We start from the raw sequence: 15,116 nt of genomic DNA on the forward strand, positions 1-15,116 counted from the left end.
CGTAGGGAAGCCGCCTGTGGAGCGCCGTGGACCGCACCGGGGACACCGACCGGCCGGAGCGCGCCGGCGCCCTGGGAGGATGGGAAGGTGACTGGAACGCTGGTACTTGCAGGGACGCCCATCGGAGAGATCGCGGACGCGCCGCCGCGGCTCGCCACCGAACTGGCCGCCGCCGATGTGATCGCCGCCGAGGACACCCGGCGGCTGCGCCGGCTGACCCAGGCACTGGAGGTCCAGCCGTCCGGGCGGATCGTGTCGTACTTCGAGGGCAATGAGGCGGCCCGGACGCCCGAGCTGGCCGAGGCGCTGGCCGGCGGGGCGCGGGTGCTGCTGGTCACCGACGCCGGGATGCCCTCGGTCTCCGACCCCGGCTACCGGCTGGTCGCCGCCGCGGTCGAGCGGGACATCAAGGTCACCGCCGTCCCGGGCCCCAGCGCGGTGCTCACCGCCCTGGCCGTCTCCGGGCTGCCCGTGGACCGCTTCTGCTTCGAGGGCTTTCTGCCCCGCAAGGGCGGTGAGCGGCGCACCCGGCTGCGCGAGGTCGCCGACGAGCGCCGCACCCTGGTCTACTTCGAGGCGCCGCACCGGCTGGACGACACCCTCGCCGCGATGGCCGAGATCTTCGGCGCCGAGCGGCGCGCCGCGGTCTGCCGGGAGCTGACCAAGACCTACGAGGAGGTCAAGCGGGGGCCGCTGAGCGAGCTCGTGCCCTGGGCTGCCGAGGGCGTACGCGGCGAGATCACCATCGTCGTCGAGGGCGCCCCGGACAGCGGGCCGCAGGATCTGGGCCCCGAGGAGCTGGTGCGCCGGGTGCGGGTCCGTGAGGAGGCCGGGGAGCGCCGCAAGGAAGCCATCGCCGCGGTCGCCGCGGACGCCGGGCTGCCCAAGCGGGAGGTCTTCGATGCGGTGGTCGCGGCGAAGAACGCGGCGAAAACCGACCCATCAGAAGGTAAATGACCGGCCCGAAAGGTAAAGAACTGGCCGGTATGGCGGGGACTTTTCCCTGCCCCCGGCCAAATCTGCGCCAATACGGTCGGCGATCTGCTGCTTTGTGACCGGGAAAGGCGTCCACTGGACGTCGGGACGAACCGGTTCCGAAGACCTTGTCCAGCGGACAAGAGGAGCGCAGCACATGACGGATTTCGCCAGGACCCCCGGAGTTTCCACGACGACCACCGGCGGAGAGCACCCCGACCCCCGGCCGGACGCCGCCGCGCACGAGGCGTACTCCTTCGCCTGTATGCGGTGCGGCCACGGCTGGGAGCAGGCATACGAGATAGTCCATCAGGTCGACGGCAAGGGCGAGCTCCATGTCGTCTACTACGCGGACGGCGTGCGCGTCCGGTCCCCGCTGACCTGCCCCACCTGCGTGAACTGCGGCAGCGACGTCGTCCGCATCATGCGCTCCGGCCAGGTCTCGATGGTCTCCGAGGCGATGGCGAACATGCATCAGCGCCGGCCCGGCGGCGAGAAGGGGGAAGCCCCCGCGGCGGACCCGGACCCCGCAGGCGGCACCGCCGGGGACAAGGACACCGGCCGCCACCACTGGCACCTCTCCGACCTGCTGCATCCCTTCCAGCACCACCGCAAGTGAGCCCGCTGCCGCGGCCCTCGTAGGATCGCGGCCATGGCACCGCAGGACAAGAACACCCCGCCGCCGCTGCCCGAACCCCTTCGGGCGGCGGTCGCGGATTCGCACACCCACCTGGACATGCAGGATTCCTCCGTCGAGGAGGCGCTCGCCAAGGCCGCCTCCGTCGGGGTGACCACCGTCGTCCAGGTGGGGTGCGACCTGGCCGGTTCGCGCTGGGCCGCCGAGACCGCCGCGGCCCACGACAGCGTGCACGCCACCGTCGCCCTGCACCCCAACGAGGCGCCCCGGATCGTGCTCGGCGACCCCGACGGCTGGTCGCGGCAGGGGGCCCGGGAGCCCGGCGGCGACAGCGCCCTGGACGCCGCCCTCGCCGAGATCGACCGGCTGGCCGCCCTCCCGCAGGTCCGCGGCGTCGGCGAGACCGGCCTGGACTACTTCCGTACGGGCCCCGAGGGCATGGCCGCCCAGGAAGCCTCCTTCCGCGCCCACATCGAGATCGCCAAGCGGCACGGCAAGGCCCTGGTCATCCACGACCGCGAGGCGCACGACGACGTACTGCGCATCCTGCGCGAGGAGGGCGCACCCGACCGGGTCGTCTTCCACTGCTACTCCGGCGACGCCGAGATGGCCAAGATCTGCGCCGCGGCCGGCTACTTCATGTCCTTCGCCGGCAACGTCACCTTCAAAAACGCCCAGCACCTGCGAGACGCCCTCGCCGTCGCCCCGCCGGAGCTGGTCCTGGTCGAGACCGACGCCCCCTTCCTCACCCCCGCCCCGTACCGCGGACGGGCCAACGCCCCGTACCTCATTCCGGTCACGCTGCGGGCCATGGCCGAGGTCACCGCCGTGACCGAGGACGCCATGGCCACCGCCGTCGCCGCGAACACGGCGCGGGCCTTCGGTTACTGACGGTTCGCGGCGGGCCCCGAGAAGCCCGCACACCCCACCGGAAAGCCCGCCCACACCCTCGAATTCCGTCACCTTCATCACCTCCTGGTCACCCTCTGTAGTGTGCCGACTTTGGAGAGCGACGAAGACTCCGCTACATTCCGGCCGTCAACCGCAGCCGGGGCATGTGGAGCGCGCCGTGAGTCATTCGCAGAGCAGCCACCGCGCCGCGCGCGGCCGTCGCAGACGCCGCGCAGAAGGCCCCGACGCGCTGCGCAGCCTGCTGCCGCGGGCCCTGGTCGTCGCCTTCCTCGCCGGCGGCACCACCGCCTTCATCGCCCACGACAAGGCGGTCCGGCTCACCGTCGACGGCACCCCGCGCACCCTGCACACCTTCGCCTCCGACGTCGACGACCTGCTGGCCGACGAACGGCTCGACATCGGCGCCCACGACATCGTCGCGCCCGCCCCCGGCACCGCCCTCAGCAGCGGCGACGAGGTCGTCGTCCGGCACGGCCGCCCGGTCGTGCTGACCATCGACGGACAGCGCCGCACGGTGTGGACCACCGCCGACACCGTCGCCGGCGCCCTCCACCAGCTCGGCGTACGGGCCGACGGCGCCTATGTGTCGGCCTCCCGCTCCCGGCGCATCGGGCAGCGCGGACTGGAGCTGGCGGTCCGTACCGAACGCTCGGTGACGATCGTCGCCGACGGCCGCACGCACCGCCTCCGCACCAACGCCGCCACCGTCCGCGAGGCCCTGACCGAGGCCGGGATCGCCCTGCGCGACCAGGACACCACCTCGGTGCCGCCGGACAGCTTCCCGCACGACGGCCAGACCCTCTCGGTGCTGCGGATCACCGGCTCCAAGGAGGTCCGCGACCGGACCGTCCCCTTCCGCACGATCCACCGGGTCGACGCCCGCCTGGCCCGCGGCACCGTGGTCGTCGTCCAGCAGGGGCGCCCGGGAGTCCGGCGGGTCACCTACCGGGTGCGCACCGTCAACGGCGTCAAACAGAAACCGAAGCGGCTGCACAGCGAGGTCGTGCGCGCCCCGCGCCCGCAGATCGTGCACCTCGGCATCCGGCAGCTGCCCACCTCCGTGCGCGGCGCCGACCACCTCGCCTGGCACGCGCTGGCACAGTGCGAGGCCGGCGGCCGCCCGAACGCCGTGGACTCCTCCGGCACCTACGGCGGGCTCTACCAGTTCGATGTCGGCACCTGGCGGGCCCTCGGCGGCCACGGCCGGCCGCAGGACGCCACCGCCCAGGAACAGACCTACCGCGCCAAGAAGCTCTACATCAGAAGGGGGGCGAGCCCGTGGCCGGTCTGCGGCCGTAAGCTTCACGGGTGAACGAGCGCAACGAGGCTGTGGCATGAGCAAGAGCACCACCGACGATCCCGGACCCCTGCTGGGCGCCGCCGACATCCGCGAGCTGGCCGCCGCGCTGGGCGTCCGCCCCACCAAGCAGCGCGGCCAGAATTTCGTCATCGACGCCAACACCGTCCGCCGGATCGTCCGGACCGCCGAGGTCCGGCCCGACGATGTCGTGGTCGAGATCGGCCCGGGTCTCGGCTCGCTGACCCTGGGCCTCCTGGAGGCCGCCGACCGGGTCACCGCCATCGAGATCGACGAGGTGCTCGCCGCGGCGCTGCCGTCCACCGTCGAGGCCAGGCTGCCCGGCCGCGCCGACCGCTTCGCGCTGGTGCACCGAGACGCCATGCACGTCACCGAGCTGCCCGGCCCCGCGCCCACCGCGCTGGTCGCCAACCTCCCCTACAACGTCGCCGTGCCGGTGCTGCTGCACATGCTCGCGACCTTCCCTACCATCGACCGCACCCTGGTCATGGTCCAGTCCGAGGTCGCCGACCGCCTCGCCGCCCGCCCCGGCAACAAGGTCTACGGCGTCCCGTCGGTCAAGGCCAACTGGTACGCCGAGGTCAAGCGGGCCGGCGCCATCGGCCGCAACGTCTTCTGGCCCGCCCCCAACGTCGACTCCGGCCTGGTCTCCCTGGTACGCCGCACCGAGCCGATCGAGACGACCGCTTCCCGCGACGAGGTCTTCGCCGTCGTCGACGCCGCCTTCGCCCAGCGCCGCAAGACCCTGCGGGCCGCCCTGTCCGGCTGGGCCGGCTCGGCCGCCGCCGCGGAGGCCGCCCTGGTCGCCGCGGGCGTCTCGCCGCAGGCCCGCGGCGAGTCACTGACCGTCGAGGAGTTCGCGCGGATCGCCGAGCACAAGGGTCCGGGCGGCGCGCCGGGCATCCGGCAGTCGGGGGGAGCACACACATCAGGGGGAGAGCAGGCATGACCGACACGACTGACACGACCGCCGCGACCGCCGCCCCGGTCACCGTCCGGGTACCGGCCAAGGTCAACGTCCAGCTGGCCGTGGGCGCCGCCCGCGCCGACGGCTTCCACGACCTGGCGAACGTCTTCCTCGCCGTCGGCCTCTACGACGAGGTCACCGCCACCCCCGCCGACACCCTCCGGATCACCGCCGAGGGCCACGACGTCGACCAGATCCCCCTGGACCGCACGAACCTGGCCGCCCGCGCCGCCGAACTCCTCGCGGCCCGCCACGGCATCGAGCCGCACGTCCACCTCCACATCCGCAAGGACATCCCCGTCGCGGGCGGCATGGCCGGCGGCAGCGCGGACGCCGCAGCCGCCCTCCTGGCCTGCGACACCCTCTGGTCCACCGGGGCCTCGCAGGACGAACTCCTCGCCATCTGTGCCGAGTTGGGCAGCGACGTCCCGTTCAGCCTGGTCGGCGGCGCGGCGCTCGGGCGGGGCCGCGGCGAACTGCTGACCCCGCTGCCCGTGGGCGGCACCTTCCACTGGGTCTTCGCGGTCGCTGAGGGTGGCCTCTCCACCCCGGCCGTCTACGGCGAGTTCGACAGGTTGACGGCGGGGACGGACGTACCGGAGCCGGAGGCGGCGCCGGAGCTGCTGGCCGCGCTGAAGTCCGGCGACGCCACGGCGCTGGCCGCGGCCCTGTCCAATGACCTCCAGCCGGCGGCATTGTCTCTGCGGCCTTCGTTGACCGAGACGTTGAAGGCGGGGACCGCGGCGGGTGCGCTGGCCGCGCTGGTCTCGGGGTCCGGGCCCACCACCGCCTTCCTGGTCAAGGACGCGCAGGCGGCAGAGGTCGTCGCGTCGTCGCTGATGGCGTCGGGGACCTGCCGCCAGGTACGGGTGGCTGAGGGGCCGGCGGTGGGGGCGCGGGTTCTTTAGGGCGCTGGCTCACTGAGGCGCTGGGCCTCTGAGGCGATGCCCGCTGAGGCCGATGGTCCTCTAAGGGGCGGGGGAACAGATCCCGTAGGGGGTACGAGCGCCCCCTACGGGGCCACAACGCGGCGGGGGCGGGCGGTATTCCCGCGGCCCCGCCGCTCTTTGCTCGGCCGGGAAGCTCAAGTGCCCGGCAGGGCAGTGTCCTTGACGGCGCTGACGAAGGACGACCAGGCGACGGCCGGGAAGACGATCGCCGGGCCGTGCGGGTCCTTGGAGTCGCGGACGGGGACGATGCCGGGGAAGTCGTCGGCGACCTCGACACAGTTGCCGCCCTCACCGCTGGTGTAGCTGCTCTTGCGCCAGACGGCGGCGCTCAAGTCAATCCGGCTGCTTGCCATTTCGGTAGTCCTCTGCGGCCGCCTCGATCATGGTGAGGGACGCCTCCGGCGGTAGTGCGGCGGCCCTGAGCCGATCGTATGCCTTGCGGTACTTCTTCACGAGGGCCGGATCGTCGATGGTGTGACCGCTGTACTCGGATTCCAGATAGGCCAGCGGCGGGGCGTCCGGGAAGGTCATGAGCTGCAACAAGCCCACCAGCATGAGGGGGTGCGGGCCACAGTTCCACGGCTGGATCTGTGGAATGACCCGGTGGCGCCTCGCCAGCGTCGCGATGCGGTCGAGCTGATCGGCCATCCCCTCTGGAGGGAGCAGCGGGCAGCGCAACAGGTACTCGGGCAGGATCACCCAGTACTCAGGGGTCTTGTGGTCGTCCTCGAACAGGTGGGCCCGGGCCATGCGGGCGCTGACATTCACCTCCACCTCCTCGTCGGTCGCCAATGGCTGCGTCGCCCGCACCACTGCCCGCGTGTACGCGGCGGTCTCCAGTAGGCCGGGGATGAGGGTTGGGCACCACTCCTCGATGGTGTCCGCGTGCTTCTCCGCCTCCAAGACGTGCTCGTAGTGGGTGGGATGGCCCATCCGCCTGGCCTTCCGCACGTCCTCACAACACCGCTGGAAGAAGCCATCCGTCTTGAGGACCTTGTCCACGTGCTCGGCCAGGTCCAGCGGCATCCGGCGTTCGCCGCGTTCGATCTCGCTGAGGTGGCTTTGGCCGTAGAAGCTGCCCTCGACCAGTTGCTGGAGTGTAAGCCCGGCCAACTCCCGCTGGTAGCGCAGCTCCTTGCCGTAGAAGGTGGGGACCCCCGCCGAGCCGTCAATGTCCTTGCGTCGTGCCACGGTTCACCGCCGTACGTGTAGCTGATTCACAGTCGTTGCGGACGAGCCCCGGCGGTCCCCACATCTCCACCACGTCATACCGCGCATTCCCCGAACCACGGCCGGGAGCCCAACCCCCTTTCACGCTACGCCGCGTCACGTCACTCTGTAAGCGGTTCGTTGCTATGCGTACAGAAAGGCGGGGCCCATGCCCCTCGACCGCTCCCTCCCCGACGACGTACACGAAAGCGCCGAAGAGCTGCGCACCGCGCTGAAGGACCACGGCATCACGCTGCCGTCGCTCGGCGTCGACCTGCCCGGGTTCGCGGGCGTCTACAGCGTCTCGCTGGTCGCGCTCGGTAACTGCAACGCGGCCACCGCCCACCGCCTCGCCGAGGTTCTCCGCAAGGCGGCCGCCCGTTGAAGGGTGGGGCGGGCCTCATCCGAACCGCCTTAGGAAGGCTCGTCCGGCCGTATGTCCGGGCCAGCGTCCGTCCGTCGGAGGAGGCGCGGCGTCCCGGAGACCAGGAGGCCCGGCGCCGGGAGCTGGAGGAGGCCGTACGGAGGCTCAACACCTGGTCGTCAGGTGGAGGTGGCCGCCGCTGACCGACACGCACGAAGACACCACTCACAAAGGCACCAGGAGGAAGAGAAAGATGCACCTGCTTCTTCAGAACGACGGCAACTACGGCAACGACGGCGGCGACAAGTTGCCCGGCCGGCCCTACCCCGGACCGCACCCGGCACCGACCCCGGACGGTGGCCCCGGTGTCCCGAACCCGCCCAAGGCCGCCTGACCGTGGCCGGCACAACAGACAAGGAGCGCCCCGGTCTCAACGGGCTGGGGCAGGCCCTCATGGCGGCGGGTGCCCTCTCCCCGGACTGGGTCTCCGCCTACACGGCCGTACCCCGGTCCGCCGTACTGCCCGATCTCATCTGGCCGTTCGACGTGGCGGCCGGGCGCAGCGTGCCGGTGTCCCGTACGGAGAGCCCGGACGCGTGGCAGGAATACACGGACGCGGACGTTCCCGTCGTCACCCAATGGGACGACGGCCAGCACCCCGGCACCGAACCCGGCGAGGCGCCGACCAGCTCCGCGTCGATGCCCTCGGTCGTCTTCCGGATGCTCCAGGACCTGGACCTCCACCCCGGGCACAAGGTCCTGGAGATCGGCACCGCGACGCTGTGGAACGCGCTCCTCATGGCGCACCGTGCCGGGCCGGGGAACGTCACCACCATGGAGGTCGACGGGGCGCTGGCGGCCGCCGCCCGCGCCACGGCCGCGCGGTTCGGGAACTCCGTCCGCGTCCTCCACGGCGACGGGAGCCGGGGCCACCGGGAAGGGGCGCCGTACGACCGCATCATGGCGACGTGCGGCGTCCGGTCCGTCCCGTTCGCGTGGGTGGAGCAGTGCCGTCCCGGCGGCATCGTCGTGGCGCCGTGGGGGACGCACTACAGCCACAGCGACGCGGTGGCCCGCCTGGTGGTCGCGCCGGACGGGCTGAGCGCCACCGGACGCTTCACCGGCCCCGTGGAGTTCATGAAGCTCCGCGCCCAACGCCCGGCCGCCGTGGAGCACTCCGCGTACGTGACGGGGAGCGTCGCGGACGGCGAGGAGTCGTCCACCACGCTCACCGAGGCGGAGTTCGCCGGGGAGCGGTTCGGCCCCGAGCGGCTCGCCCTGGGCCTCCGCGTGCCCCGCTGCCTGCACGTCGTGGCGGACAAACGCGACGGCGCGCGCCCCGTGTGGTTCTACGGGCTGAGCGACGCGTCCTGGGCGTGCGTGCTGTTCCGGGACGGGGACACCGCCCGCGTCTGGCAGTCCGGTCCCCGCAGACTCTGGGACGAGGTGGCGGACGCCTTCCGCTGGTGGGTAGACCGGGGGAGGCCCGACCACACCCGGTTCGGCCTGACGGTGACGGCCGGGGGCGAACGGGTGTGGCTGGACGAACCGGCCAACTCTTGGGCGCTGACGGGCCAGTGACGGCCCACTACGGCCCCATGAGGGCAACGACAGGCGGAGATCGCCACGCTGAGCACGCCGTGACGAGACGTGCGTGACGAGACGTGACGTGACGAGAAGAGGAGATGACATGTCGCAGACCGAGGGTGCACGACTGTTCCGGGAGACCTGGATCGCGGGTGTGCACCAGCACTTCCCCGGGGAGCCGAAGGCCGGTTACGTCACTCCGTGGGACGACACCCCGCAGTGGGAGCGCGAGGCCGCCGGGGCGGTCTACGCGCAGGTGCGCCAGTTCGTCGAGGTCAGCGACGGGCACACGTCCAGGCTGTCCCGGGAGCAGAAGGGCCGCTTCGTCGCGACGTGTTGGACGGCCCAGATGTTCCGGCACTTCGACGACCCGAAGCCGGGCTACGTCGCGGACTGGCCCGACCTTCCAACCTGGCAGCGGGAGACCGACGCCGACATCTTCGAGGCCATCGAGAAGGCGCTGAGCTGACCACGTACAGGGTGTACAACGGCACGTCCTTGCCCAGACGACTTGGTTCGGCAGCACGGTAATGGCGCACAGCGGCGCTGTACCACCGGTTTTCGAGTGCCGCACCGCCCGGGAGCTGTCCGGGCGTCGGCAGGGCAACCGTGCAGTGGAAAGCCCGCTGCCCCGGTGTGGCACACCGGGGCAGCGGGCGTCTTGGCGCAGTGTCGGCGGGACGAGTCCTCGCCGGGTGGAGAGCGGTCAGCGGCTGTAGATGGGCATGATGGTCTCGCTGTCGTCGCACCACACCTCGTGGTAACCGTTCGCCTGGGCCTGCGGGAGTTCCTTCGCTTCGCACTCCGCCTTCGACGGGTACTTCAGGGCGCCGACGGGGACCCAGCCGTCGCCGGGCGGAGGGGCGGCGGAGGCGGTGGTGGCGGTCAGGGGGATGGCGACCGCTGCCGCACTGACAGCGAGACCGACGCCGATACGGGTACGCCACGACTTCATGGTCATCTCCTTGCTTGTCTCTACTTCTCCGAGCTGGTCCCGCTCGGAGATCTTCTTGGCCCATGTCCAGGGCGGTACCGAGGCGGTCAGCCGATGGGGCTGACGAAGGGGGCCGGGTGGGTGGTGCCTTCCTGGTGAAGAGCGGGCACCAGCGCCGGCCGGACGCCTCCGCCCCCGGCGGGACGGGCGCTTACGCGTGGGCGCTGATCACGCCGCCGCTGCTGAGCACGATGTAGATGCCGTTGGCGTTGAGGCCGACGTCGTGCCCCTTCGTCTCCAGCGTGGCGGCCACGCCGTCGTGCCCGATGATCTGCGCGCGGTACTTCAGCTCGCCGACCTTCGTGACCTTGGCCGTCCAGCCGCCCGCGAGCTGGAAGGTGCCCGGTCCCTGGTGTCCGCCGCCCATCCAGGAGTGGACCTGGCCGTCCAGCGTGAGGGTGACGAACATGTCGTTGGCGTCGAGCCCGTCGTCGTGCCCCTTCGTCTCCAGCGTGGCCAGGACCGAACCACGGGCGACGATCTTGGCGCGGTAGTGCTGGTCGCCGAGCTTGGTGATCTCGGCCGTGCTGATGCCGTCCGCCAGGCGCTGGGTGCGGCTCGTGGATGCCGCCTTGCCACCCTTGGCGGCGTGCGCGCTGCCCGACTGCATGCTCGCAACGCCCGCCTTGACCTCGGCCTTGCTGCCGGAGCTCTGCAGTCCGGACCAGCCCGCGGCGCTGGACTCGCCGGCGGCCGAGTTCGCGTGGCCCGCGGACTTCGCGTCGGCGGCGTTCGAGCCTGAGCAGGCGGTCAGGGTGAGGCCGGCGGCCGCGACCAGGGTCGCGGCGGCAAGGCGCAGGGTCCGGCGACGAGCGGTGCGGACAGCGGTGCTGGAGCTCATTTCGGGGTCCCCCCAGGACAGTTGGTGACGTGGTCTCCTCGGTACGTCACCCACTCTGACCGGGGCCACTAGCACACGGCTGCCGCTCCGCTAACACCCGGCTAACACCCCGATGAGCAGGGGAAGGACGCCACGGAGAGCCCGAAGAACCAGTCCGGTCCGCCCAGTTGGCAAGCACGCAGCTGCTCGCCGGAACCAGGGTCACCCGATAGGCCGAGGCCATCGCGACAGGAGTCCCGCCCACAACCGGGCGTTGCCGCGACAGCACCCCGCTCCCGCTACGCCCCGGCCGTCGCCAGCACCCCCGCCACCATCCGCCCCGCCCGTACCGCGTGGTCGTCGGTCGTCGGGACGCAGCGGTCCGCCGTCGGGTCGTACGCAGTCATGATCACGCCCGCGTGGTCGGTCTCCGGCTCCTGGAGGGTCACCGCCCGGCCCGGCGCCCGCAGCGCCTCAGTGAGGTCGCGGGAGTACCGGGCGTCCAAGACGGTGTCGCGGGTGCCGTGCACCAGGTGGACCGGGCCACCCGGGTCCCGGCCCGCGGTGAGGTCGTCCAGTGGCGGGGTCCCGGTGGTCCGCGCCGTCAGGTCGTAGCGGCCGGCCAGGCCCACCACCGCCGACGGCCGCCGGCCGTCCGCGATCTCGGGGCGCAGCGCGACCCCGAGCGCGGCCCCGGCGCCCGCCGACCACCCGGCCAGGACCAGCGACTCCCCGTCGCCGCCCAGCCCACCCGCTTCCTTGCGGGCGAAGGCCAGGGACTCCAGCAGATGCGACCGGCCGCCGTCCGGGGCGTCCGCGCGCCAGTCCGGTACCAGGACCAGCACCCCGTGCGCCGCCGTCGCCCGCGCCAGCGGTTCCAGCACGTCCCGCTCGTCGGGGCCGATGCCGTGCCAGAGCAGCACAGTGGGTGTCGCGCCGGATGTCCCGGCCGGACGGTGGACGTCCAGCCGCTTGCCGCTCGGGCCGTAGACCATCCCGCGTACCGTCTCCACTGCCATGCCCATGTCCGGTGCCATGACGGCACGTTACAACGGGGGAGCGGTGCCTCAGGCGCCCGAGAGGGCCAGTGACACCACCCAGGCCAGGACCAGCACACACGGGGCGGCCAGGAGGCAGCCGAAGGCGGCGGCGATCGGCAGGGTGCCGACGATCTGCTGGGTGCCCGCGGAGCAGATCTTGCGGGCGTCACCCTCGGAACAACTGTCGCTCGCCATCACCAGCAGCGGTGCGAACAGTCCGGTCACCCCGGCGAACGCCAGCAGAAGCAGGCCGGCGACGATCCGGCCCACCGCGGAACCCGTCACCGGCCGTGCCTCGTCGCGCACGGCAGGGGCTCTCGGCGCCTGGTCGTTGATCATGCGGCCACGCTGGGCCCGGCCGCCGCCCCTGCCATCAGTACGGCTACTCATCCAGTACGGCTACTCATCTCCCGGTACTCACCGCCCCGCACTTATCCACAGGTATTTATCTCCCGGCGGCTCTCCTCCGCACGCCGACTAGGCTGGACAGGTCGATCGATCTGACGTGCAGGTCGGAAGTGCAGGTCTGAGTGCAGGAGTGAGATGGCCGTCAACCTCGTCAATCTGGAAGCCGTCGGCAAGGTGTACGGGACCCGTGCCCTGCTCGACGGTGTCTCGCTCGGCGTCAACGAGGGGGACCGGATCGGCGTCGTCGGGCGCAACGGGGACGGCAAGACCACCTTGATCCGGATCCTCGCCAAGCTGGAGGACGCGGACAACGGCCGGGTCACCCACAACGGCGGCCTGCGCCTCGGCGTCCTCACCCAGCACGACTCCCTCGACCCGGCCGCCACGATCCGGCACGAGGTCATCGGCGATCTCGCCGACCACGAGTGGGCCGGCAACGCCAAGATCCGCGACGTGCTCACCGGCCTCTTCGGCGACCTGCACCTGCCGGGCTTCACCCAGGGCCTGGACACCGTCATCGGCCCGCTCTCCGGCGGCGAGCGCCGCCGCATCGCCCTCGCCAAGCTCCTCATCGCCGAGCAGGACCTGATCGTCCTCGACGAGCCCACCAACCACCTCGACGTCGAGGGCATCTCCTGGCTGGCCCGCCACCTCCGGGCCCGCCGCTCCGCCCTCGTGGTCGTCACCCACGACCGCTGGTTCCTCGACCAGGTCTGTACGCGGATGTGGGACGTCCAGCGCGGCGACGTCCACGAGTACGAGGGCGGCTACAGCGACTACGTCTTCGCGCGGGCCGAACGGGAGCGCATCGCCGCCACCGAAGAGGTCAAGCGGCAGAACCTGATGCGCAAGGAGCTGGCCTGGCTGCGGCGCGGCGCCCCGGCCCGTACGAGCAAGCCCCGCTTCCGCATCGAGGCGGCGAACGAGCTGATCGCGGACGTCCCGCCGCCCCGCGACAACGCCGAGCTGATGAAGTTCGCCAGCTCCCGCCTCGGCAAGACCGTCTTCGAGCTGGAGGACGTCAGCGTCCAGGCCGGGCCGAAGGTCCTCCTCAAGCACCTGACCTGGCAGCTGGGCCCCGGCGATCGGATCGGTCTGGTGGGCGTCAACGGCGCCGGCAAGACCTCACTGCTGCGCGCGCTGGCCGAGGCGACCCGCACCCAGGGCGAGACGCAGCCGGTGGCCGGCCGGATCACCGTCGGCAAGACCGTCAAACTGGCCTACCTCTCCCAGGAAGTCGGCGAACTCCCCCCGACACTGCGGGTGCTGGAGGCCGTCCAGCAGGTGCGCGAGCGCGTCGACCTGGGCAAGGGCCGGGAGATGACCGCCGGCCAGCTCTGCGAGAAGTTCGGCTTCACCAAGGAGAAGCAGTGGACCCCGGTCGGCGACCTCTCCGGCGGTGAGCGCCGCCGCCTCCAGATCCTCCGTCTCCTCATGGACGAGCCCAACGTCCTCTTCCTCGACGAGCCCACCAACGACCTCGACATCGAGACCCTGACCCAGCTGGAAGACCTCCTCGACGGCTGGCCCGGCTCCCTCATCGTCATCAGCCACGACCGCTACTTCATCGAGCGCACCACCGACCGCGTCCACGCCCTCCTCGGCGACGCCACCCTCCGGATGCTGCCCCGCGGCCTGGACGAGTACCTGGAACGCCGCCAACAGGTCATCGACGCCGCCACCCCGGCCCCCGCACAGCAGACCGCAACGGCCCCCAAAAAGGCCGCCGCCGTCAACCGCGCCGCCCAGAAGGAACTCCAGAAGATCGAGCGCCAGTTGGACAAGCTCGGCACCAAGGAAGCCACCCTCCACACCCAAATCGCCGAAAACGCCACCGACTTCGAAAAGGTCGCCGGCCTGGACGCCCAACTCCGCGAACTGAGCGCGGAGAAGGACGAGCTGGAAATGCGGTGGTTGGAGTTGGCGGAGGAGGCGTAGGGGAGGGGACTGGGGCGCCCGGCCCCTCGTGCGACGCCGGTCACTGCGGGACGACGGCGTTCTGGCCACGCGGTGACCGGCGGTACCTTAGGGCGTGCGCCACCGCCCCGGCGCCCCGACGTCCGGGAACTCATCCCACCGGTTTCCTGACCTCACTGCGAATCTTGTCCGCCTTGTCGGCGAATTTCTGGAGGTCGATGGAGTACGGATCCTTCGACAGCTCCGAGGCGTCGGTTTCGGCGACATTCCCACTCGTACTGGAATCCGCCCATACACAGAACGTCAGCGTGACCTTCTGCCCCATCTCCGTCCGCTCATCCACACCGCAGGTCAGCGAATCCCCACCCCCACTGGGCGTGAACTCCTTGTCCGTCACGGCAACTTCCGTCTTACCGTCACGCGTCATGCCGCGGATGGTGTGGTCGACGGTCGTCTCGGGATCATCAATGACGCCGTAGAGCCCCAGCATCACCAGCGACTTGGTCCCAGACGAGTACTGCCCACCCACCGCCTTGATGTTGTGCTCATTGGCCCCGTCGGACGGCACCGCACTGCCGGCCTGCTGGGATATGTCCTTGGCGAGCTTGTACTCCCCGCCCATCAGCGTCTGCGGCACCGTGATCCGGTACTTCGGCCCGCCGTCGGACCCGCCCGACGAACTCCCTCCACCATGAATCCCCATGGCCGACACGACCGTCCCGATCACCACCATTCCGGCCACGGCGCCGAGAATTCCCCAGACCTTCGCAGCCTTCCGCTTCGGCGGTATGGGCGGCATCCCTGGCCCGCCGCCGTACCCGAACTGGGGGGCTTGCTGCGGGATTCCGTAGGGGCCCGGCTGGCCGTAGGGCACCGGTCCGGCGGGGTGGGGCTGCTGTCCGTACGATGGAGGCCCACCGGGGGCGGCACCCGGCGGATACCCACCTGGCGGACCGGCCTGCGGAATCCCTTGCGGCGCGCCATAACCCGGCGCCTGCCCGAAAGCACCCGGTGGCTG

At 71.4% G+C, this 15,116-nt stretch carries 18 protein-coding genes; 11 read left to right on the plus strand and 7 right to left on the minus strand.

Translation table 11 applies throughout. The annotated features are described in order from the left end of the window. Window positions 1-87 precede the first annotated feature (87 nt). From rsmI to AC3EUV_RS30230, 6 genes are all read left to right on the plus strand, one after another. Entirely contained in the window at window positions 88-957 is an 870-nt protein-coding gene (gene rsmI / locus AC3EUV_RS30205) for a 16S rRNA (cytidine(1402)-2'-O)-methyltransferase (protein ID WP_327226182.1), read from the plus strand. Between the two features lie 175 nt (window positions 958-1,132). Beyond that, entirely contained in the window at window positions 1,133-1,594 is a 462-nt protein-coding gene (locus AC3EUV_RS30210; protein WP_432145077.1) for a hypothetical protein, read from the plus strand. A 33-nt stretch (window positions 1,595-1,627) separates the two neighbouring features. Continuing rightward, complete coding sequence (locus AC3EUV_RS30215) at window positions 1,628-2,503, plus strand: TatD family hydrolase (protein ID WP_432145078.1); 876 nt, start codon at window positions 1,628-1,630, stop codon at window positions 2,501-2,503. A 178-nt stretch (window positions 2,504-2,681) separates the two neighbouring features. After that, window positions 2,682-3,836 (plus strand): resuscitation-promoting factor, encoded by a 1,155-nt coding sequence (locus AC3EUV_RS30220; RefSeq protein WP_435604301.1) that lies wholly within the window; start codon window positions 2,682-2,684, stop codon window positions 3,834-3,836. A gap of 22 nt (window positions 3,837-3,858) precedes the next feature. Further along, entirely contained in the window at window positions 3,859-4,791 is a 933-nt protein-coding gene (gene rsmA, locus AC3EUV_RS30225) for a 16S rRNA (adenine(1518)-N(6)/adenine(1519)-N(6))-dimethyltransferase RsmA (protein WP_435604302.1), read from the plus strand. After that, window positions 4,788-5,717, plus strand: a complete 930-nt coding sequence (locus AC3EUV_RS30230; protein WP_435604303.1) for a 4-(cytidine 5'-diphospho)-2-C-methyl-D-erythritol kinase — start codon at window positions 4,788-4,790, stop codon at window positions 5,715-5,717. Before rsmA ends, AC3EUV_RS30230 begins: the two co-directional genes overlap by 4 nt. 176 nt (window positions 5,718-5,893) lie before the next feature. On the opposite strand, the gene AC3EUV_RS30235 is transcribed toward AC3EUV_RS30230, so the two are convergent. Together AC3EUV_RS30235 and AC3EUV_RS30240 are read right to left on the minus strand one after the other, a co-directional pair. Continuing rightward, window positions 5,894-6,112, minus strand: coding sequence for a DUF397 domain-containing protein (locus tag AC3EUV_RS30235; protein WP_435604304.1), 219 nt, complete (start codon window positions 6,110-6,112; stop codon window positions 5,894-5,896). After that, entirely contained in the window at window positions 6,093-6,950 is an 858-nt protein-coding gene (locus AC3EUV_RS30240; RefSeq protein ID WP_435604305.1) for a helix-turn-helix domain-containing protein, read from the minus strand. Before AC3EUV_RS30240 ends, AC3EUV_RS30235 begins: the two co-directional genes overlap by 20 nt. Before the next feature lie 187 nt (window positions 6,951-7,137). Between AC3EUV_RS30240 and AC3EUV_RS30245 the strand changes: the two genes are divergently transcribed. The 4 genes from AC3EUV_RS30245 to AC3EUV_RS30260 all read left to right on the plus strand — a co-directional run bounded on the left by AC3EUV_RS30245 (window position 7,138) and on the right by AC3EUV_RS30260 (window position 9,388). After that, window positions 7,138-7,353 carry a hypothetical protein gene (locus tag AC3EUV_RS30245; protein ID WP_435604306.1) on the plus strand — a complete coding sequence of 72 codons (216 nt, stop codon included), beginning with the start codon at window positions 7,138-7,140 and terminating at the stop codon, window positions 7,351-7,353. 232 nt (window positions 7,354-7,585) lie between these two features. Continuing rightward, window positions 7,586-7,726: a hypothetical protein gene (locus AC3EUV_RS30250; protein WP_435604307.1), complete on the plus strand. Its 141-nt coding sequence runs from the start codon at window positions 7,586-7,588 to the stop codon at window positions 7,724-7,726. 59 nt (window positions 7,727-7,785) lie between these two features. Beyond that, the gene (locus tag AC3EUV_RS30255) at window positions 7,786-8,913 is read left to right on the plus strand and encodes a methyltransferase domain-containing protein (protein WP_435604323.1); all 1,128 of its coding nucleotides are present in this window, start codon (window positions 7,786-7,788) and stop codon (window positions 8,911-8,913) included. A 109-nt stretch (window positions 8,914-9,022) separates the two neighbouring features. After that, window positions 9,023-9,388 (plus strand): hypothetical protein, encoded by a 366-nt coding sequence (locus tag AC3EUV_RS30260; protein ID WP_435604308.1) that lies wholly within the window; start codon window positions 9,023-9,025, stop codon window positions 9,386-9,388. A 237-nt stretch (window positions 9,389-9,625) separates the two neighbouring features. On the opposite strand, the gene AC3EUV_RS30265 is transcribed toward AC3EUV_RS30260, so the two are convergent. The 4 genes from AC3EUV_RS30265 to AC3EUV_RS30280 all read right to left on the minus strand — a co-directional run bounded on the left by AC3EUV_RS30265 (window position 9,626) and on the right by AC3EUV_RS30280 (window position 12,112). Next, on the minus strand, window positions 9,626-9,874 hold the full coding sequence (locus tag AC3EUV_RS30265; protein WP_405838988.1) for a hypothetical protein: 249 nt from the start codon (window positions 9,872-9,874) through the stop codon (window positions 9,626-9,628). A gap of 190 nt (window positions 9,875-10,064) precedes the next feature. Beyond that, window positions 10,065-10,754 carry a hypothetical protein gene (locus AC3EUV_RS30270; RefSeq protein ID WP_432145088.1) on the minus strand — a complete coding sequence of 230 codons (690 nt, stop codon included), beginning with the start codon at window positions 10,752-10,754 and terminating at the stop codon, window positions 10,065-10,067. Window positions 10,755-11,032: 278 nt separating this feature from the next. Beyond that, the gene (locus tag AC3EUV_RS30275) at window positions 11,033-11,770 is read right to left on the minus strand and encodes an alpha/beta hydrolase family protein (RefSeq protein ID WP_432145089.1); all 738 of its coding nucleotides are present in this window, start codon (window positions 11,768-11,770) and stop codon (window positions 11,033-11,035) included. 30 nt (window positions 11,771-11,800) lie between these two features. Then, window positions 11,801-12,112, minus strand: a complete 312-nt coding sequence (locus AC3EUV_RS30280; protein WP_432145090.1) for a hypothetical protein — start codon at window positions 12,110-12,112, stop codon at window positions 11,801-11,803. Between the two features lie 204 nt (window positions 12,113-12,316). Here AC3EUV_RS30280 and AC3EUV_RS30285 point away from each other — a divergent pair, with 204 nt between their 5' ends. After that, window positions 12,317-14,119, plus strand: coding sequence for an ABC-F family ATP-binding cassette domain-containing protein (locus AC3EUV_RS30285; protein WP_432145091.1), 1,803 nt, complete (start codon window positions 12,317-12,319; stop codon window positions 14,117-14,119). Window positions 14,120-14,249: 130 nt separating this feature from the next. Here AC3EUV_RS30285 and AC3EUV_RS30290 read toward each other — a convergent pair whose 3' ends face one another. Beyond that, window positions 14,250-14,840 (minus strand): hypothetical protein, encoded by a 591-nt coding sequence (locus AC3EUV_RS30290; protein WP_435604309.1) that lies wholly within the window; start codon window positions 14,838-14,840, stop codon window positions 14,250-14,252. Window positions 14,841-15,116 lie beyond the last annotated feature (276 nt).

It is taken from the genome of Streptomyces sp. bgisy130, from assembly GCF_057708345.1.